A 19,091-nucleotide genomic window follows, 5' to 3' on the forward strand; every position below is an offset into this window, starting at 1 on the left:
ACGAAGGGAATACGGACCCCATGTCCTCGGAAGCCGTCACCCACCCGACCTACGGGAACTGGCGCCGCCCCCGGCGTCCCGGGCTCGGCCCGCTCGGTCTCGTCGGCACCTTCGGTGTCTTCGGCGGGCTCGTCCTCACGCTGCTCGCGTCCCTGATCTCGCTGTACGCGGCGATGGTGGTGTTCACCCCCATCGCGGTGCTGCTGGTCCCGCTCGCCATCCGCACCCAGGACGGCCGCAACGTCTACCAGCTGATGGCCCTGCGCATCGGCTGGCGGCGGCGCAAGGCCAAGGGGGCGCACCTGTACGTCTCCGGGCCGCTCTCCGCGCGGCCCGGCGGCCGGTTCCGTCCGCCGGGGCTGCTCAACAAGGTGACGGTGACCGAGGGCCGGGACGCCTACGACCGCCCCTTCGGCGTGCTGCACCATCCGAGCCGCAACCTCTACACGATCGTGCTCGGCTGCGACCCCGACGGCGGTGCGCTCGTCGACCCCGACCAGGTGGACGTGTGGGTCGCGCTGTGGGGCGAGTGGCTGGCCCGGCTGGCACACGAGCCGGGCCTGCGCGGCGCGTCGGTGATCGTGGAGACCGCCCCCGACCCCGGCACCCGGCTCGCCCACGAGGTGCTGCCCCGCATCCGGGAGAACGCTCCGGCGGCGGCCCGGGCGGTGATGGAGGAGGTCGTCGAGCGGTACCCCACCGCGTCCTCCGAGATGCACACGTACGTCAGCCTCACCTACGGCGTGCCCGCCCACCAGCGGCGGAAGAAGGAGGACGTGCTCACCGACCTCGCCATCCGCATCCCCGGTCTGCTCAGCGGCCTGGTGGCGGCGGGCGGCGGAGCGGCCCTCCCGCTGTCGGCGGAACGGATCGCGGAGGTCGTACGGGTGGCCTACGACCCGGCGGTGGCCGCCGACGTCCTCGATGCCCGTGCCCGGCACGGCGGTACGGGCCTGGAGTGGGAGGACGCCGGGCCCGCGGCCGCCGTCGAGACCGTGGGCAGCTACCAGCACGACTCGGGGGTCTCCCGGACCTGGCTGATGACGCTGGCGCCGCGCGGCACGGTCCGGTCCTCGGTGCTCCGGGGCATGCTGGAGGCGGCGCCCGGCACCCGGCGCAAGCGGGTCGCCCTCGTGTACCGGCCGATCGACCCGGCCACCTCGGCCCGGATCGTCGAGGCGGACCGGCGCAGCGCCCAGTTCATGGCGACGTCGGGCCGGGGCATGGTGCAGGCCCGCGCGGCCTCGGAGATGCGGGCGGCGGAGCAGACCGCGGCCGAGGAGGCGTCGGGCGCGGGGCTCGTGGAGTTCTCGCTCATGCTGACGGTCACCGTCGACACCATGGAGCAGCTCGCCGACGCGAGCGTCACCGTGCGCAACCTGACGGCCGCCTCCCGGGTGCTGATGCGGCCCGCTGACCGGATGCAGGCGGCGGCGTTCAGCTGCACGCTGCCCGCCGGGATCCTCCCGTGGGAGCAGACCCTGATCCCCCACGAGCTGCAGGAGGCGCTGTGAGCCGGCGTGAGGAGAAGCGGGCCGAACAGGCCGACCGGCTGGCCGAGTTGCGGGCGCGCGAGGAACTGGGCGCGCTCCGTGCCGGAGCGGGTGCCACCCGGCCGGCGGAGCCCGGGTGGGGTGACGGGCCGGGCGAGGACGGCGGCGGGCGGAGCCGTAGGGGCCGCAAAGGCCGCAGAGGCGGGAAGGAGAGCGGGTCCCGTCCGCGCGAGCTCTTCGTGCCGCCACGCGGCTGGTACGGGCCCGGGGGCGGGCGGGTCGGTTATCTGGACCCGCCGACCATGTGGCGGGCCACCACCGTGCAGGCGTGCGGCATGTGGCCGTTCGCCGCCGGTTCCGGCTCGCCCATGACGGGCGTACCGCTGGGACAGCACCTGTTCACCGGGGCCACGGTCTGCGGCGACCCGTTGAACTGGTTCACCCGGGCCCGCTACATCTCCAACCCTTCGCTGTTCATGCTCGGCATGCCGGGCCTGGGCAAGTCCACGCTCGTCAACCGCATGCTGATCGGTCTGTCCGCGACCGGGGTCGTACCGCTGGTCCTCGGTGACCTCAAGCCCGACTACGCCGACACCGTCCGCGCCCTGGGTGGCCAGGTGATCTCCATCGGCCGCGGCCGGGGCGGCATCAACGTCCTCGACCCGGGCGCCATGGGCGCGGCGGCGGCCCGGATCGGCGGCGAGGCGGGCGAGGTGCTGAAGGCCGAGACGCACGGCCGGGTGCTGAACATGGTGGCCGCGCTGATCACCATCGTGCGCGGCCGGCCGATGGACGACCACGAGCAGTCCGTGCTCTCCGCCGTCCTGCACCACCTGCGCGAACGCACCCCGCAGGGCCGTACGGTGCTGCTGCCGGACGTGCTCCGGGTGCTCGCCGAGGGCCCCGACCGGGTCCGGGCGGTCACTCTCGACCGCGGGGACGACGCCCGCTACCGGGACGCCGTCGACCCGCTGCACCGCTCCCTCCTGGGCATCCTCGACGGTCCGCTGGGCGACACGTTCGCCTCCGAGACCTCCACGCGCATCGACCCGGGCGCCCCGGCGGTGTGCATCGACATCTCCGGCATCGGTGAGGCCGACACCCAGCTGACCGCCGCCGCGATGCTCGCCGCCTGGTCCGACGGGCTCGGCACGGTGGCCGCCTCGCACGCGCTCGCGGACGCCGGTCTCGAACCGCGGCGCTGGTTCTTCACGGTGCTCGACGAGTTGTGGCGCCCGCTGCGCGCGGCTTCCGGCATCGTCGACCGCATCGACGCGCTGACGCGGCTGAACCGGTCCCTCGGCCTGGGCGACGCCAAGATCACACACACGCTCAAGGACGCCGAGGCCCTCGGCACCGACGCCGACCGGGCCAAGGCCCGCGGGTTCGTCGAACGGGCGGGGATGGTGGTGTGCGCCGGGCTGCCGAAGGCGGAGATGGAGGACCTCGGCAAGGTGGTGGGACTGTCGCGGCGGGAGATCGAGCTCGTGTCGTCGTGGTCCTCCCCGCCCGGCTGGGGGGTCTCGGGGGAGCACGAGGAGCCGCCCGGCCGGGGCCGCTTCCTCATCAAGGTCGGCGGGCGCCCCGGCATCCCGATCAAGGTCGCGATCACCGACGCCGAACGCAGGCTGCACGACACCAACACCCGGTGGACGCCGCACGAGAAGACCGTAGAGCGGGCCGTCGAGCAGGAACTCGCCCACACCGCCGCACAGGTGGCCCGGGCCGCACGGGAAGGGGCGTACGCGCTGCCCGGCACACCCGAGGGCCCGGCGGCCGGGGACGATACGGGGAGGTGGACCGCGTGAGGACTGGGGGCACCGGCAGCGCGCACGAGCAGTTGCCGTGGGCGATCGGGGCGCTCGCCGGGGCCGGTCTGGTCATGTTCACCGTCGTCTGGTCCGGCGGGACCCTCGGGTCCGCACTGACCGGCAACGGCTGGCACGGCCCGCCGTTCGCCCTGTCCACCGTGACGCAACTGGTCACCGGCGGCCCCGGCGGCCTGTGGCCCGGGACACCGGCCGCGGCACTCTACGGCGGCATGCTCGCTCTGCTGACGCTCGTGGCCCTGCCCGTGGCCCTGCTGCTGCGTCTCCTGCTGGGCCGGGCCGGGCGCGCCAAGGGCCTGGCCGGGCGGCGCGAACTCGCCGCGATGTGCCCCAAGGGCATCGAGGCCCGCGCCCGTGAACTGCGCCCCACTCTGGAGGGCCGTGACCGGCTCCACCCGGACGAGACCGGCAACCTCCTGGGCGACCTCATGCCGAACGGGCCGGAGTTGCGCAGCAGTCACGAGGACGTGGAGCTCGACCTGATGGCGCCGCGGGCCGGCAAGTCCACCGGCATCGCTGTTCCCCGGGTGCTGCGTGCCCAGGGCGCGGTCCTGCTCACGTCCAACAAGTCGGACGTGTACGCGGTCACCCGCGCCGAGCGCGAGAAGGCGGGCACGGTCTGGACGTTCGACCCGCAGGGCATCGCCCACACCCCGCGCGCCCTGTGGTGGGACCTGCTCGGCGAGTGCCACACCATCGAGGGCGCCCGCCGCATGGCCGGTCACTTCGTGGCGTCCGTCAACGACGACACGGCGAAGAAGGACTTCTGGATCTCGGCCGCCCAGAACACCCTCACGGCTCTCTTCCTGGCGGCGGCCCGCAGCGGGACCCCCCTGCCGGAACTGCTCGGCTGGCTCGCCGACCCCGCCGACCGCACCCCGGTCGACCTGCTGCGCGACGCCGGTCTCGTGGCGATGGCCGAGCAGTTGCAGGGCACCGTACGCGGTGCGGTCGAGACCCGGGACGGCATCTACGAGACCGCCCGCCAGACGGTGTCCTGCCTGCTCGACCCGGAGATCCTCGCCTGGGTCTCGCCCGACCCGCGGCTGCCGGAGTTCCGCCCCGACGTCCATGTCCTCGGCCACGACACGCTCTACCTGCTCTCCAAGGACGGCGGCGGTTCCGCGGCCGGCGTCATCGCCGGGCTCGCGGACGCGACGATGCGGGCCGGTGTGGTCGCCGCCGAGCGCATGGGCGGCCGGCTGGACCCGCCGCTGACCGCGGTCCTCGACGAGGCCGCCAACGTCTGCCGCATCTCCGATCTGCCCGACCTGTACTCGCACTTCGGCTCCCGGGGCATCAACGTCGTGACCCTGCTGCAGAGTTACCGCCAGGGCGCCCGGGTCTGGGGCGAGGTCGGCATGGACGCGCTGTGGAGCGCGGCGACGGTCAAACTCCTCGGCGCCGGTCTGGACGACGCCGACTTCGTGCAGAAGATCTCCACGCTCGTCGGCCAGCACGACGTCCGCACCCCCACCGTCTCCCGCGGCAAGGAGGGCACGTCCCGGTCGTACTCCTACCGCCAGGAGGCCGTTCTGCCGCCGGACCGCATCCGTGCCCTGCCCAAGGGCACGGCCCTGCTGCTCGCCACCGGCGTCAGGCCCGCGCTGATCCGGCTGCGCCCCTGGTACAAGGAGCCCGGCGCGGCGGCGATATCGGCGGCGGCGAAGGCGGAGACGGCGGCCATCACGGAGCGGGCCGCACGCCGTCTCCCGCCCGGTCCGCGCGCTGTTCCGGGTCTGCCGGGGCCGCAGGGTGTGCCGCTGTCGAAGCAGGTGTCGTGAGCCCGCGCGGAACGGCCCGGGGGCGCCGTCCCCGGGTGACGGCGCGCAGCAGGTGCTCGGCCGGCCCGTACCGCGTCCGCGCCGCGAGCCACGCGCCGAGCGCCAGCTGCACGGCGTAGAGCAGGACGCACCCGGCCAGGACCGCGACCGTGCCGGCGCGGCCGTAGAGCCCCAGCCCGTACCCCGAGAAGACCCAGGCGAGGACGAGTGACTGGGTGAGGTAGTGGCTGAGTGCCATGCGCCCGGCGGCGAGCACACCGGCCGCCGCCGGGACACGGGCCCTGGACCGGCGGGTGAGCAGCAGAAGCCCGCAGGCGTACGACGTGGTGAGCGCCGGGGCGGTCAGGACGGTGGCCGCCTGCCCGACGAAGAACCAGCGGCCGTCCAGCGGCCCGCTCACGCAGCAGGCGGCGACCACGCCACCGCCGAGGCCGGGCGGCAGCCACCGCAGGGCCGTCCGGCGCAGCCACGCGCGGTCCTGTCCGCGCCGCTCGGCCAGCCGGGACTTCGCCGCGGCCAGCCCGCCCAGGAACGCGGCCAGCATGGCGGGCGCGTACAGCAGGCCGGTGCCGAGCGCGGCCGGCAGGTCCCGCAGGTGGGTGCCGAGCACCGAGGCGGCGTCGCCCCGGTAGGCGGCGGCGCGCGCGGCGGCCGGGGGCGCGTGCCCGGTGGCGGTGACCGGCTCGGTGAGGGCGACGGCAAGCAGCCCGTACCCGAGCAGCAGCGCCGACAGAAGCAGCAGCAGGGTGGCCGCGAGCCTCAGCGCGGCGCGGACGGTGAGCCCTCTCAGCCCGTACAGCACCAGGGCGAGGACGGCGTACGTCGTCAGGACGTCCCCGGGGTACAGCAGGACCGCGTGGAGCGCGCCCAGGGCGAACAGGCCTGCCGTGCGCCGCAGATGACGAGGGGCGAAGGCGGCGCCGGCCCGGCGCGCGGCTCGGGCCTGGAGGACGAAGCCGTAGCCGAAGAGGAAGGAGAACAGGACGTAGAACTTCGCGGTGACCAGCGCGGTCACCAGCCATCCGGCGACCCGGTCCGGGGCGGGGGCTCCCGGTCCGCCGCCGAAGACCGTGGCCGGGCCCGCCATGAGCAGGGCGTTGACCACGAGGATGCCGAAGAGGGCGAATCCGCGCAGCACGTCGAGTTCGCCGACCCGCGGAGCACCGGCCCGGCTCACCGGGCCGTCACGACCCCGGTGCCGAACGCCAGTGTGGCGGACAGGAACCAGCCGAACGACGGGGCCAGCAGGTGCCGGGACGTCCACAGTCTGGCCCCGGTGGGCCGGTCGCGCGCGTACACGACCGGCACGCTGTCGCCGACCGGGGGCAGGCCGCAGAACGGCCCGAGCGGGCCCGGATCGAGGACGAAATCCCTTCCCAGGTGGTCGGAGAACACCACGAGACCGCCGCGCCGCGGGTCGGTCGCCGCACGGGCCGTCACGCGCCCCGCCACCCGCCGGCCGCGCGCCCACAGGGCGGCGGCGGTCGCCAGCGCCCGGACCGCGGCCAGCAGACTGCCGAGGCCGAGCCCCGTGCTCAGCGCGAGCAGCACCACCTGTGCGTTCACATCAGCCCCTTCGCCCGGCGCCCTGCGGGCACAACGGCCCGCGGGGCCGCCCGGTTCACACCGTCCTTGAACCTCTGCGGGGCACGGGGCCGTTGTGCGGGCGTCCACGTGACCGCGAAGGAGCCATGAACCGCATGACACACATCCCGGGCGCGCACGGCCGTCGGACGGCGGCCGTCGTCACGCTGGCCCTGGCCCTGACGGCGACGCTCCACCAGCCCGCCGTCGCCGAACCGCAGACCCTCGCCGAGGTGCGCGCCGAACTCGACCGCCTCTACCACCGGGCCGAGGTCGCCACGGAGCAGTACAACGCGCTGGACGGCAAGGTCACCCGGCAGGAGAAGCGCCTCGGCACGCTTGGGGCCCAAGTGGCCGCGGCCGAGCGGAAGCTGAGCCGTCTGACCGGCCTGGCCGGGGCGGCGGCCCGCTCCCAGTACCGCAGGGGCGGTGTCCCGGCCGAGGTGCAGTTCGCCCTGGGCGGTGATCCGGAACGCGCGCTGGACAACGCCTCCCTGGTCCGTCGGGCGCAGCTGGCCACCCGGCGGACGGTCGCCGCCCTGACCACGGCGGAAGACGAACTGCGCACCCGCAGCGAGGCGGCGGCCGAGGAGCTGAAGCGGCTGAGGAAGAACCGCGACTCTCTCGGCTCCCACCGCCGGACGATCCGGTCGCGCATCCGGGAGGCCCGGGAGGTGGAGTCGGGGCTGGCGGACAAGCAGCGCCGTGAACTGGCCGCGCTCGAACGCAGGACGGCCGACGAGGCCCAGGCGCACTGGGTGCGGTCGGGCGTCCTCGACGGCGCGGGCACCGAGGGCAGCAGCGCGGGCCGCAAGGCCGTGGCCTTCGCGACCAGGGAGCTGGGCAAGCCGTACGTCTGGGGCGCCGAGGGCCCCGACTCCTACGACTGCTCCGGTCTCACCTCGCAGGCGTGGCTGGCGGCGGGCGTGGTCGTCCCGCGCACCTCGCAGGAGCAGTGGCGGCTGCTGCGCCGCGTCCCGCTGGGGAAGATGCGCCCCGGTGACCTGATCATCCACAACGCCGACGCCAGTCACGTCTCGCTCTACATCGGCGACGGCCGGATGATCCACGCCCCTCGCCCGGGGCGTCACGTGACGGTGGCGCCGGCCGGGTCGATGGAGATCCTCGGGGTGGTGCGCCCCGACGCCTGACCACGTCAGTCATCGTTTCCACCCCCCTCGGGAGATCACCATGTCCACCGCCCAGACGTCCATTTCGGTCGCCGGAAGCCAGGCCGCCCCGCCCTCCCCCGCGCCCGGCGAGGAGAAGCCCACCCCGCCGCGCTTCATCCTCTACCTCGACGGGCCCGCGTACGCGCAGACTCTGCGGCAGCTGACCCTGTGGACGCACCACGTGCTGCTGCCGGTCTACGGCAGGGAGGTCAGCTCCCAGTCCCCCTGGTGCTCCGTCTGGTGGGAACACCCCGAGGCGGTCGCCCGGTTGCACGGCCTGTGGCTCGCCTGGGGCGATCTCACCGGGCCCGGCTCCGACATGACCGGACCGGCCGTCTGGCACCGCGACCACCTGTCGTCGGTCATGGACACCCTGCGCGACCCGCAGGGCCCTTTCGCGGGCTGCAAGCCCGGTATGCACCGCCCGAAGGCGGCACCCACCGTCGAGACGATGGATCCCTTCGGACCGCCGCCGCCTCCTCCGCCACCGTCCCCGTGGTCATGACGGCCGCCGGGTGAACACCCGCGCCCCGCGCGGCGCGTGCGGGCGAAGGGGATGAACCGTCCGCCCCCGCAGGCGCGTTGTGTTCGCGATCGGTGCAGCCATCCGGTCGGCGGTGCCGGTCCCGGCACCGTCACAGGCTCCCCAGGAGCGCTCACCTCCCGGAAGGAAGGGTGACATGGCAGGATCCGAACACTCCGACGACAGCGCCAACTCCAACGCCAGTTCCTACTCGTCCGTCAGGATCTCCGACGACGGAAGGCAGGCGCGGGCCCGGGTCTCCAGCGCGGCGGTCCCGGACGACGCGCCGCCGCTGTTCGCCGGCGCGGGCACCGGCGTGTACGACCAGACCGCCCGGCAGTATTACGCGGTCAACACGGCCCAGCCGAGGGGCCAGCAGGTCGCGCGGTGGAGCAAGAGCGCCGCCGCGTGGGTCGCGGAGAACAAGTCCCGCGTCGTCAAGGCACTGGTCGACGTCGCCCCGACGATCATCCAGGGCGCCTCGGCGTTCACGTCCGGCCGGGCCGCCACGATCGTGAACGGCGTCGGCATAGCCGCGCAGGCCGGTGTGGCCGGCTACGAACTCTACGGCCAGCATCAGCAGTCGAGGGCGGGCGGCCACGTGGACCCGGTCCAGGTGAGCGCCAGCGTCGGCAGGCTCATTTCCACGGCGCTGAACACCTACGCCGCCGTTGCCGACCAGGAGTCCTCGACGACCAAGATGGTCGGCGGAGCGGGTTCATGGGTGGCCGGAGGCGCCACGATGACCGACGTCATGCACCACGCCCACACCGACCCGGGACGGACGGCGGACGACCCCGGCTACGAGATGTACGGGATGCACCACAACCCGATGCTCGGCAACCAGCCGGGACAGTATCCGCCCGGGTTCACCCCGGCCACGGCGCCGCCGTCCTCCACTTCGTCCCTGTCGGCGCCGGCCGGCAACACCCCGGCCAACAACACCCCGGCCGGGAACTTCAGCCCGGCCGGCACCTCCAGCGGACGCGTGAGCAGTCAGCAGCCGGCACAGACGCAGCTGTCCGCGAAGGCCCAGGGCAAGAAGCCGGTCGGCCGCCGCTGAGGGACACCGCACCGCCGTACCGGCGCGGGCGTGCCGGGGCTGAACCGCCGACCCCGGCACGCCCGCTGCTGTCCCCCTTGTCCACACCTCCCGACCTGAGAGAGGGCCACCGTGGCGGATGACGACGCGGCCTCCCCGAACCGGAACCGGCCGGCCGTGGAGCGTCCCGAGGCCGCACTGGCGCGTCAGCTGATCACGACCGAGTACCGCCTGCGGGAAGGGCGCCGCGGCGCCGGACGCGACGCGGCGGACACGCCGGGCACCTGGAGCAGGTCGGCGGAGCGCCTGCGCAGGCTCGTCGGCCGGCTGTCCGGCCGGTACCGGGCCGGTGCCGGCGGCCCGGACGCGGGCGCGGCCGGGTCCTGGCAGCCGGTCCCGGCGCAGACGGCCGCCCCCGCCCCCACCCGTGTGGACGGGCCGTCCCCGGAGGGTGCCGGACCGTCGGCGCACCCGGACGTGGTGCGCCTGGAACGGCGGATCGGCCGACTGCCGACGCTTCGGCACGAGGCCTTCGAGGACGCGGTGCTCCACCTGCTGCGGACCGACGACCGGTTCAGGAAGGCGTACGAGCGGTCCCCGGAGAGCATGCCGACGGTCGCCCGGTACGCGGCCAACGCCCATATGCGGGAAGTCCTGCGGGAGTCGTCCGCGGGCGCGGACCCACAGGAGCGCGCGTCGCCGCGGGCCGGTCCGTCCCGGACCGCGTCGGCCGCCCGCGCGAACGCCACCACCGGCAGCGCTGCGCAGACGGAGACCGAGGCGGGCACCCGCACCGCCGCCGAGGCGCTGGACGCCGCCCGTGACCGGATCATGGCAGCCGACGCACGGCAGTTCGCGACGCTGCGCGCACGCTGGGAGCGTGCGGCCGAGCGGGAGCGGCCGGACACCGCACCGTCCCCGGCGCGGGACCGGAGCGGATTCGGGGGCCCCCGGCAGGACGAGATGGCCGACGGGCAGGCCTTCCGGGCGGCCCAGCTGGCCCAGTGGGAACGACTCGGCACCGGCGCCACCGCCTCCCCCGCCTCCACCGCGGCCCTCGACGGCGAGGGCTTCCGGGCCGCCGTCGAAGCCCGGCGGGAGCAACTGGGCAACGGCCCCACCGCCGTTCCGCGCTCCACCGACGCCTTCGACGGCCAGGCCTTCCTCGCGGCCGAGCGAGCCGCCCGGGGAGCCGGGCGGGGCCCGGACCCCGCCGGGCCGCCGACGGACGCCACCAGGAGCGCGCCCCCGCCGCCCCTGCTCAGCAGCGAGGGGCACGCGGCCGTACGCGGCTCCCTCGACACCCTCCGGCCCTTCGCCACCTCCACGGCCCCGGGCACCCCGGACACGCCGACGCGTCCGCACCGCCCCGCGCAGGTCCACATCCCCACCACCCCCACCACCCCCCAGAAGAGAGGACGGACATGAGGTACGTCGCCCCAAAGGGAGGCGAGGTCCGTGCGTAGACCGCTCCCGCGCCGCCCCGCATCGTTCCTGCTCGCACTGCTCCTGGTCGTGGCCGGTGTCACCGGCACCGCGCTGCTGATCCAGAACCAGCGCCCGGACGGTGTGAGCATCGCGGGCACACCCGCCGCCGGTGCCGGGTCCGCCGAGCACACCGTCACCTTCCGCAACACGACGGACCACCGCATCTGGATCGGCAGCACGGTCAACGCCGACGGATCGGCCGCGCTCACCGGGCTGCCCACGCTGGACCCGGGCCGCTCGGCCACGGTCACGATCCCCGAGCAGTCCGGCGCCGGGCACTGGCGCGGCAAGTTCTTCGCCCGCGAGGGCTGCACCGGCGAGGAGGGGAGCACGTTCCACTGCGCCGTCGGCGACTGCGGCCCCTACGCCGACCGCTGCTCGACCGGTGAACAGCCCACCGGCCTGGCCGAGTTCAACTTCGACCCGAAGGACGGCCAGGCACCCTGGTACAACGTCAGTTACGTCAACGCCGTCGCCGCGCCGATCACCATCACGCCGGACGGCGTGACACCGCCCGAGTCGGGCGAGTGCGCGCCGGCCGGGTGTGCCACGGATCTGCTCGCGGCCTGCCCGGCGGTCAACCTGGTCGCGGACGAGGCCACCGGCCGTCCACTGGTGTGCGTCAACCCGAACCGGGATGCCAAGACGCCCTACAGTGACGCGCTGGCCGCGCAGTGCCCGACCGCGTACAGCTGGTCCAAGCACGACACCGAGCAAGGCAACCGGGTCGTGTACCAGTGCCGGAAGTGCACGGGCCTGACCGTCACGTTCCACGGCAGCGGCGGCGCCACCGCGCCCGGCCCCGCTGCCCCCGGGCAGCCCCGTAGCGGCGACACCCGGGCGGCCTCCGGTAAAGGGGTCGGCGTGAACTCCGTTGCGGGCGCCTCCGAGGCCCTGGCCGACTCCCGTTCGTCCTGGTACTACAACTGGGCCTCCTCGCCCGACGGCGTCACCGGCGGCACCGGCGCCGAGTTCGTCCCGATGATCTGGGGCCCGGGCTCGGTCACCGACGCCGAACTGGGGCAGGCCGCCCGCGCGGGGAAGGCGCTCCTGGGCTTCAACGAGCCGGACCATCCGGGCCAGGCCGACATGTCACCCGAGCAGGCCCTCGACCTGTGGCCCCGGCTGGAGTCCACCGGCCTGCGGCTGGGCGCGCCCGCGGTCGCCTCCGGCGCGGACGTGCCGGGCGGCTGGCTGGACCGGTTCATGACCGGGGCCGAACAGCGGGGCCTGCGGGTCGACTTCATCCCCCTGCACTGGTACGGCGCCGACTTCGGGCCCGGCGCGGCCGACCAGTTGCGCGGGTATCTGCAGTCGGTCCACGACCGCTACAAGAAGCCGGTCTGGCTCACGGAGTACGCGCTGACGGACTTCTCCGGGAGCACCCCGCGCTACCCGGGCGAGCGGGAGCAGACCGACTTCGTCCGGTCCTCCACCGCGATGCTGGACAAGCTGGACTTCGTCGAGCGGTACGCCTGGTTCGCACTGTCGAAGGAGACCAGCCCGACGGGTCTGTACGACGGGGCGGTGCCCGACGCGAGCGGGCGGATCTACCGCGAGGTGCGCTGAGGCACCGCCCGGCGGCGAGGGCGGCTCGCGGGCGTTGAACCGTCCCCGCCCCCGCACGCGTTGTGCTGATGCCTGCCGGCGCATCGCCGGCAGGCATCACCCACGGAGGAGAGCCATGTCAGGCAGTCCGTCTCGGCGCGGCCTCCCGGGCGGGCGCGTCGGCCGGGCCGTCCGGCAGACGGTCCAGCCGCTCCCGGACCTGTTCGGCGTCCGGATGGCCGAACTCCGCGAAGATCGCGAGGGCGTGCCGCCAGCTCGCCCGGGCCGCCTCGGGCTCCCCGCCGTCGAGGTGGACGTCCCCGAGATGGCCCAGCGTGTGGCCCTCGCCCCACCGGTTGCCGATGTCCCGGTGGGTCGCGAGCGCCCGGCGGTAGTGGCCGACGGACTCACCGTGACGGCCGAGCCGGTGGTGGATCGTGCCGAGGATGTCGAGGGTGACGCCCTCCACCCAGCGGTTGCCGCTCGCCCGCAGCACGACCAGCGCCCGCTGCAGACAGTCGAGGGCCTCGTCGTAACGCCCCATCCGCTGATAGGCGTCGCCCAGGTTGCTGAGGGCGATGCCCTCGCCCCAGGCGTTGCCCGCGATGCGGTCGAGGGCCAGCCCGCGGCGGGCGTACTCGACGGCTTCGCCGAGCCGGCCCGCGTGCAGGTACGCGTCGCCCAGGTTGGCGATCACCGAGGCCCGGGCCACCCTGTCGCCCAGCTCCCGGCTCAGCTCCAGCGCCTGGTGCAGGTGCTGGACGGCCTCGTCGTACCGGCCGGCGTTGCGCAGCGCGGCGGCCATGTCGGACAGGCTCTGGGCCTCCCCCTCCCGGTCCCCGGCATCGCGGGCGGCGGTCAGACCCGTACGAGCGGTGTCGAGCCAGTCGTGCAGGTGGCTGCGGAGGTAGAAGAATCCCCACAGGACGGCGGGCAGTCGCCACGCGGTGCCGGTGTGCCCGGCCCGGGCGGCCTGGTGCACGGCGACGATCAGGTTGGGCCGCTCGGTCTCGCACCAGTCCAGTGCCCGTTCATGCGTGGTGAACTCCAGCGGGCGGCAGTCCTCCGGCCGCGGCTCCAGCGGGATGCGACGGCGACTGGGGGTGATGTGCGGGTAGGCCGCGTCGGCGGTGTGCAGATACCAGGTCAGCAGCCGCTGGAGCGCCAGATCCCGCTCCTGCGGCGTCTCCTCCACGCGCACGCGTTCGGCGGCGTACACGCGGAGCAGGTCGTGCAGGGTGTAGCGGCCCGGCCGGTGCTCGGTGAGCAGGTGCGCGCGGGTCAGTTCGGCGAGCGGCCCACGCGCCTCACGCGGGGCCAGTCCGGCGAGAGCGGCCGCCGCGGGCGCGGAGATGTCAGGCCCCGAGTGCAGCCCCAGGAGCCGGAACAGACGCGCGGCGGGAGCGGATACCGCCTGGTAGGACCAGGAGAAGACGGCCCGTACGTCGGTGGTGATGTCGTCGCCGCCGGCGAAGGCGTCCAGGCTGCCGTGCGTGTCGTTCACCTCGTCGGCGATGGCGCGGAGCGGGAAGCCGGGGTGGGCGCAGGCGTGCGCGGCGACGATGGCGAGGGCCAGCGGCAGGCGGCCGCACCGTCTGATGATCTCGTCCGCGGCCTGTGGCTCCGCGGCCAGCCGGTCGGTGCCGAGGCGCCGGGCCAGCAGGTCGTGCGCCTCGGCCGGGGAGAGCTGGTCCAGCGTCAGGGGGTGCGCCCCCTCGCCGACGACCAGGCCCGTGAGCCGGTTGCGGCTGGTGACGATGACCAGGCAGCCCGGGGAACCGGGCAGCAGCGGGCGCACCTGTTCGGCGTCGCGGACGTTGTCGAGCAGGATCAGCACCCTGCGGCGCGCCAGCAGGCTGCGGTAGAGCGCGACCTGGGCGTCGAGGCCGGCGGGTATGCGCATCGGCGGTACGCCGAGCGCGTCGAGGAAGCCGCGCACCGCTTCGTCCGGCGTCAGCGCGGAGCCGGTCGGGTCGAAGCCGCGCAGGTTGACGTAGAGCTGACCACCCGGGAACCGGTCGGCGACGCGGTGCGCCCAGTGCACGGCCAGGGTCGACTTGCCGATCCCGCCCATGCCGCCGATCGCGCTGATCACCACGGTCGACGGGGGGCTGCCGTCCCGGGGCAGCAGATCACCGACGAGGCCGAGTTCGGCGTCGCGTCCGGCGAACGTCGGCAGGTCGGCGGGCAGTTGCGCGGGGCGGGCCGGCTGGAACGCGGGGCCGTGCGGGTCGGCGGGGCCGTGCGGGTCGGCGGGGTCGTGCGGGTCGGCGGGGCCGGAGCGGGCTGCGTCCTTCGGCGCCTTCCCTCCCGCCGTCGCGCCGTGGTCCGTCGTCGCGTCGCCCGGTGCGGCGCCGGAGGGGGTTCCCCGTACGGACGGCCGGGCCTGCCCGGGCACCGCCGGAGCCGGACTGCGGGCCGGGTGCGGCATCAGGGCCGGGTCGGCGGCCAGGATGCGGTCGTGCAGATCCCGCAGCGACAGCCCGGGTTCGACGCCCAGTTCCGCCACCAGGGCAGCGCGTGTCCCGCGGTACGCGGCCAGTGCTTCGGCCTGCCGTCCCGACCGGTACAGGGCCAGCATGAGCAGGCGGCACAGCTCCTCACGCAGGGGGTGTCCGGCGGTGAGCGGGAACAGCTCGGCGATCACCTCGTGGTGGCGTCCGAGTTCGATGTCTGCGTCCAGCCGGGATTCCAGCGCGGTCAGCCACTCCTCGTCCAGCCAGGAGCGCGCCGTCTCGGGGAGCGGGCCGGGGAGTCCGGTCAGCGCGGCGCCCCGCCAGCCGTCGAGCGCGGCGTGCAGGAGGTCCGCGGCGCCGGAGACGTCGCCCGTGGCGCGTGCCTTCTTCGCCTGCGCGACCCGGGACTGGAACACGGCGAGGTCCAGGCCGTCGTCCGGAACGCGCAGCAGGTAACCGTCACCCACGGAGACGAGCACCCGGGGCTGCCCGTCCGGGCCGCGGTCGGGCTCCAGCACCTTGCGCAGGCGCGACACGTAGGTCCGCAGTACGGACACGGCGGCAGCGGGCGGCTCCTCTCCCCAGACGGCGTCGATGAGTTCGCCGAGCGGCAGGGGGCGCCCGCGTCGTAAGAGGAGCGCCGCCAGCACCACCCTCTGCTGGGGCGAGCCGAGGTCGAGTTCCCGCTCCCCGCGCCACGCCCGGACCGGCCCCAGCACAGCGAAACGGAAGGTATTCACGTAGTCCACGTTCGGACTCTAGTGCGCATCCGCTCCGGCCCGCGCACGTCACCGGAACATGCCGTTCCGTCACCTGTCACCGCCGACGTGCCGCTTCTCCCCTTTTTCCGCGGCGAGTTGAACCGTGGACGGCCGGTGTCCGTTGCGTACGCGGGCACCGCCGACAACCGCCCGGCCGCGCGACCGGCCGGGAACAGCAGAGAGGAACGCCGATGAGCCCGGGCCACGAGGAAGCGGACGAGCCGGTCACCGAGGGCGGACACGCCGCGCGGCCAAGGCCGTCCGAGCCGTCGCCGCACTTCACGGTGGTCATCTCCGGCGACGGATCGGCCGCCGTCGACGGCGAACCGGTGCAGGTCGCGGAGGGTACGACGGTCGACGCCGCGATCCTCGATCTCCTGCAGGGACACGCGCGCGACCGGGGGACCGCCGTCACGGCGGCGATCTCCGACCCTGCCGCCGGGTACGTGGCGCACGTCGAGGTCTTCCCGGACGGCTCCAGCGCGCTGCGGCAGCAAGAGGAGGCGGCGGCGGATCCGCTAGCGCCCCTCGGTCACGAGGCCGCGTCCCCCGCCGGCACGGGCGGCGGCACGGAAGCCGGCGCCGCTCCCGCCGGGGAGGGCCGGGACGATCCTGACGACGTCGACGAGGCGGCCTACACGCTGCCCGAGCCCGAAGGGCCCCGGGCCGCCCGCACCGAACCACAGCCCGAGGGCACACCGGCCGCCCGCCCGGAACCACAGCCCGAGGGCACACCGGCCGCCCGCCCGGAACCTCTGCCCGACGGGACGTCCGCCCGCCCGGTGCCGCGGCCCGCGCCCGCCCGCCGGCCCGGTTCCCGTCAGTCGGACGACGAGTTCGACGGGCCCGGCCCGCTCGGCAGGCCCCTGGTGGTCGGGCCCGTGGCGCTCGGTGTGGCCGCGCTGGTCGTCGTGCCGCTGGTGATCCTGGGCAGCGGCGGTTCCGGCGACGGCGGAAACCGGGAGGAGACCGCCGCGCGCGCGGGCCGCTCACCGTCGGCCTCGGCCGCACCGGCCCTGTCACCGTCCTCGCTGCCGATCCCGCCCCCGTCCGCCTCCCCCTCGGCCGCGGACAACGGCAAGGGCAAGAACAAGGACAAAGACAAGGACAAGGACAAGCGCAAGGAGGGGAACGGCAAGAAGCCGCGACCGGAAACCACTTCAGGGGCGAAGGGTGCGGGCAAGGTCACCGTCACCGTCACGGCCAGGCCCCCGGCGGCCACCACCACTGTCACCGCCGGGCCCCCGCCGGACACCGCGGCCAGTGCCGTGAAGCGGCTCGCCGCGAGCGACCCCTCCGGACGGCACATCTGCTACCGCGCGTACGTCTCCGGGCAGGGCTGGCAGAAGCCGGTGTGCGACGGCACGATGGCCGGCACGGCGGGCCGGAACCGGCCGGTCAAGGCCCTCAACATCGCGGTGCACGGCGTCGGCGGATCCGCCGCCAACGCCTTCCGGCACACGGCCAAGCCGGTCGACGGCCGCGGCGAGTGGCAACCCAGCTGGACGGCCGTCACCGGCGACGGCCGGAACTTCACCATCGGCAGCGCGAAGCGGAACGCACCGAACATGCTGGGCTTCGCGATGAACGTCGGCACCGGCGAGATCTGCAACACCGTCCGCCTGCGCGGCCACGACTGGGGCGGACGGGCATGCAGCAAGCCCCGCCCCGGCTTCACCTTCGGCGGCACCCTGGACAACGACGTCTGGCTGGAGGCCGTGAAGCTCACCGTGTGAGCGTGCGGCGGTCAGGCGTGAACGTCAGTCATCGAATCATCCGCGCGGAACCCAAGCCGGAGCCCTGATGTCAGGACTCGGCCGGCGCCTTCGGTACGCCCGTCAGCTCCTCGCCCGTCTCCATCGGGTGGGTCACGTCGTGGGCGTCGCGGGTTCCCTTGCCCAGGTGGTTGAAGACGAGGTTGAGCAGCACGGCCGCCACACAGCCCGTCGAGATGCCGGAGTCGAGGACGATGCGGGCCGTCTCCGGGAAGGCGTGGTAGAACTCCGGGGCCGTGATGGGGATGATGCCGACGGCCAGGGAGACCGCCACGATCAGGACGTTGTTGTCCTTGTCCAGTCCGGCCCGGACCAGGGTCTGGATGCCGCTGGCGGCGACCGAGCCGAACAGGACCACGCCCGCCCCGCCGAGCACCGGGCGCGGTACGACGGCGATCAGCGAGGCCGCCATCGGGCACAGGCCCATCAGCACCAGGAAGCCGCCGCCCGCGGCGACGACGTACCGGCTGCGGATCCTCGTCATCGCTACCAGACCGATGTTCTGGGCGAAGGCGCTGCACATGAAGCCGTTGAAGAAGGGGCTGATCGCCGAGCCGAGGGTGTCGGCGCGCAGGCCGGCCGCGATGGTCCTCTCGTCGGCCGGGCGCTCGACGATCTCGCCCAGCGCCAGCATGTCGGCGGTCGATTCGGTCATCGACACCACCATCACCACGCACATCGAGATGATCGCGGCGAGCTGGAACTGCGGGGCGCCGAAGTGGAACGGGGTGGGGAAGCCGATGACGGCCGCGTCCGCGACGGGGCCGAAGTCCGTGGCGCCGAACGGGATCGCGATCAGCGTGCCGATCACCAGGCCGAGCAGCACGGCGATCTGCTTGACGAAGCCCGTGGTGAAGCGGCGCAGCAGCAGCACGATCAGCAGGGTGACGGCCGCGAGGCCCAGGTTGGTCGCCGAGCCGTAGTCGTGCGCCGTCGGGTCGGGTCCCTGCGCCCAGCCGAAGGCGACGGGGAGCAGCGATATGCCGATCAGCGTGATCACCGTGCCCGTGACCACGGGTGGGAAGAAGCGGATGGCCTTGCAGAAGACGGGGGCGGCGAGGAAGCCGAGGAGTCCGGCGACGATGACCGCGCCGAAGATGACCGGCAGGGCGTCGGACTTGTCCTCGGTGGAGGCGACGATGGCGGTCATCGGAGCGACACCGGCGAAGGTGACGCCGTTGACGAACGGCAGCCGGGCGCCGATCTTCCAGATGCCGAGGGTCTGCAGGAAGGTGGCGAGGCCCGCGGTGAACAGGCAGGCGCCGGTGAGGAAGGTCAGGTCGCCGGCGGAGAGGCCGATGGCCGCGCCGACGATCAGGGGCGGGGCGACGACGCCCGCGTACATGGCGGCCACGTGCTGCAGGCCGGTCGTCGCCAGCTTGAGCGCGGGGAGTTTTTCGTCAACGGGGTGGTCGGCCACGGCGGCGTCCCTCCGGTCGGTTACACGGCTGGGCCCGAGGGCCGCCGTGGGTGTCAGGGAGGTGGTGCGGGTGTGGTCATGGGGGTACCTCCCTGCTCGAGCGAAGCCGAGAGCTCGGGGGAGGGACCGGACATGCGGCGGAGGGCGTGGGTGGCCGTTCCGGGGGGGGGGGGGGCGGGCCGCCCCCCCCGGCGCGACCCCCGCGCCCCCCCCCCG

At 74.3% G+C, this 19,091-nt stretch carries 13 protein-coding genes; 9 read left to right on the forward strand and 4 right to left on the reverse strand.

The window, feature by feature from the left end; genetic code table 11:
* The first annotated feature begins 20 nt into the window (after positions 1 to 20).
* Genes AB0F04_RS36055 through AB0F04_RS36065 form a run of 3 tightly spaced genes read left to right on the forward strand, consistent with a single transcriptional unit; the run spans position 21 to position 5,106 of the window.
* On the forward strand, positions 21 to 1,514 hold the full coding sequence (locus AB0F04_RS36055) for an SCO6880 family protein (RefSeq protein ID WP_362050068.1): 1,494 nt from the start codon (positions 21 to 23) through the stop codon (positions 1,512 to 1,514).
* Positions 1,511 to 3,301, forward strand: coding sequence for an ATP/GTP-binding protein (locus tag AB0F04_RS36060; protein WP_362050071.1), 1,791 nt, complete (start codon positions 1,511 to 1,513; stop codon positions 3,299 to 3,301). Before AB0F04_RS36055 ends, AB0F04_RS36060 begins: the two co-directional genes overlap by 4 nt.
* Positions 3,289 to 5,106 (forward strand): TraM recognition domain-containing protein, encoded by a 1,818-nt coding sequence (locus AB0F04_RS36065; protein ID WP_362050073.1) that lies wholly within the window; start codon positions 3,289 to 3,291, stop codon positions 5,104 to 5,106. The genes AB0F04_RS36060 and AB0F04_RS36065 overlap by 13 nt, the downstream gene beginning before the upstream one ends.
* Here AB0F04_RS36065 and AB0F04_RS36070 read toward each other — a convergent pair.
* Together AB0F04_RS36070 and AB0F04_RS36075 are read right to left on the reverse strand one after the other, a co-directional pair.
* Positions 5,009 to 6,283, reverse strand: coding sequence for a DUF418 domain-containing protein (locus AB0F04_RS36070; protein ID WP_362050076.1), 1,275 nt, complete (start codon positions 6,281 to 6,283; stop codon positions 5,009 to 5,011). The genes AB0F04_RS36065 and AB0F04_RS36070 overlap by 98 nt on opposite strands.
* On the reverse strand, positions 6,280 to 6,672 hold the full coding sequence (locus tag AB0F04_RS36075) for a hypothetical protein (protein ID WP_362050079.1): 393 nt from the start codon (positions 6,670 to 6,672) through the stop codon (positions 6,280 to 6,282). Before AB0F04_RS36075 ends, AB0F04_RS36070 begins: the two co-directional genes overlap by 4 nt.
* Positions 6,673 to 6,806: 134 nt before the next feature.
* Here AB0F04_RS36075 and AB0F04_RS36080 point away from each other — a divergent pair, with 134 nt between their 5' ends.
* The 5 genes from AB0F04_RS36080 to AB0F04_RS36100 all read left to right on the forward strand — a co-directional run bounded on the left by AB0F04_RS36080 (position 6,807) and on the right by AB0F04_RS36100 (position 12,484).
* Positions 6,807 to 7,841: an NlpC/P60 family protein gene (locus AB0F04_RS36080; protein ID WP_362050081.1), complete on the forward strand. Its 1,035-nt coding sequence runs from the start codon at positions 6,807 to 6,809 to the stop codon at positions 7,839 to 7,841.
* A gap of 40 nt (positions 7,842 to 7,881) precedes the next feature.
* Entirely contained in the window at positions 7,882 to 8,367 is a 486-nt protein-coding gene (locus tag AB0F04_RS36085) for a DUF4913 domain-containing protein (RefSeq protein ID WP_362050084.1), read from the forward strand.
* Between the two features lie 175 nt (positions 8,368 to 8,542).
* Entirely contained in the window at positions 8,543 to 9,448 is a 906-nt protein-coding gene (locus AB0F04_RS36090; RefSeq protein ID WP_362050087.1) for a hypothetical protein, read from the forward strand.
* 111 nt (positions 9,449 to 9,559) lie between these two features.
* Positions 9,560 to 10,855: a hypothetical protein gene (locus AB0F04_RS36095; protein WP_362050090.1), complete on the forward strand. Its 1,296-nt coding sequence runs from the start codon at positions 9,560 to 9,562 to the stop codon at positions 10,853 to 10,855.
* A 30-nt stretch (positions 10,856 to 10,885) separates the two neighbouring features.
* Positions 10,886 to 12,484, forward strand: a complete 1,599-nt coding sequence (locus tag AB0F04_RS36100; protein ID WP_362050093.1) for a glycosyl hydrolase — start codon at positions 10,886 to 10,888, stop codon at positions 12,482 to 12,484.
* Between the two features lie 118 nt (positions 12,485 to 12,602).
* Here the strand turns inward: AB0F04_RS36100 and AB0F04_RS36105 are convergent, their stop codons facing one another.
* Positions 12,603 to 15,668, reverse strand: coding sequence for a BTAD domain-containing putative transcriptional regulator (locus AB0F04_RS36105; RefSeq protein ID WP_362050096.1), 3,066 nt, complete (start codon positions 15,666 to 15,668; stop codon positions 12,603 to 12,605).
* Between the two features lie 203 nt (positions 15,669 to 15,871).
* On the opposite strand from AB0F04_RS36105, the gene AB0F04_RS36110 reads away from it, so the two are divergent.
* Positions 15,872 to 17,416 carry a hypothetical protein gene (locus tag AB0F04_RS36110; RefSeq protein ID WP_362050099.1) on the forward strand — a complete coding sequence of 515 codons (1,545 nt, stop codon included), beginning with the start codon at positions 15,872 to 15,874 and terminating at the stop codon, positions 17,414 to 17,416.
* 70 nt (positions 17,417 to 17,486) lie between these two features.
* On the opposite strand, the gene AB0F04_RS36115 is transcribed toward AB0F04_RS36110, so the two are convergent.
* Entirely contained in the window at positions 17,487 to 18,875 is a 1,389-nt protein-coding gene (locus AB0F04_RS36115; RefSeq protein ID WP_362050102.1) for a nucleobase:cation symporter-2 family protein, read from the reverse strand.
* Positions 18,876 to 19,091 lie beyond the last annotated feature (216 nt).

This window comes from Streptomyces sp. NPDC029041 (assembly GCF_040637515.1).
Classification (GTDB): domain Bacteria; phylum Actinomycetota; class Actinomycetes; order Streptomycetales; family Streptomycetaceae; genus Streptomyces.

What these genes read in the sequence shown, in the direction of transcription:
- AB0F04_RS36085 (WP_362050084.1), top strand. Translation starts at nt 7,882, where the DNA reads ATGTCCACCGCCCAGACGTCCATTTCGGTCGCCGGAAGCCAGGCCGCC.
- AB0F04_RS36090 (WP_362050087.1), top strand. Translation starts at nt 8,543, where the DNA reads ATGGCAGGATCCGAACACTCCGACGACAGCGCCAACTCCAACGCCAGT.
- AB0F04_RS36080 (WP_362050081.1), top strand. Translation starts at nt 6,807, where the DNA reads ATGACACACATCCCGGGCGCGCACGGCCGTCGGACGGCGGCCGTCGTC.
- AB0F04_RS36110 (WP_362050099.1), top strand. Translation starts at nt 15,872, where the DNA reads ATGAGCCCGGGCCACGAGGAAGCGGACGAGCCGGTCACCGAGGGCGGA.
- AB0F04_RS36055 (WP_362050068.1), top strand. Translation starts at nt 21, where the DNA reads ATGTCCTCGGAAGCCGTCACCCACCCGACCTACGGGAACTGGCGCCGC.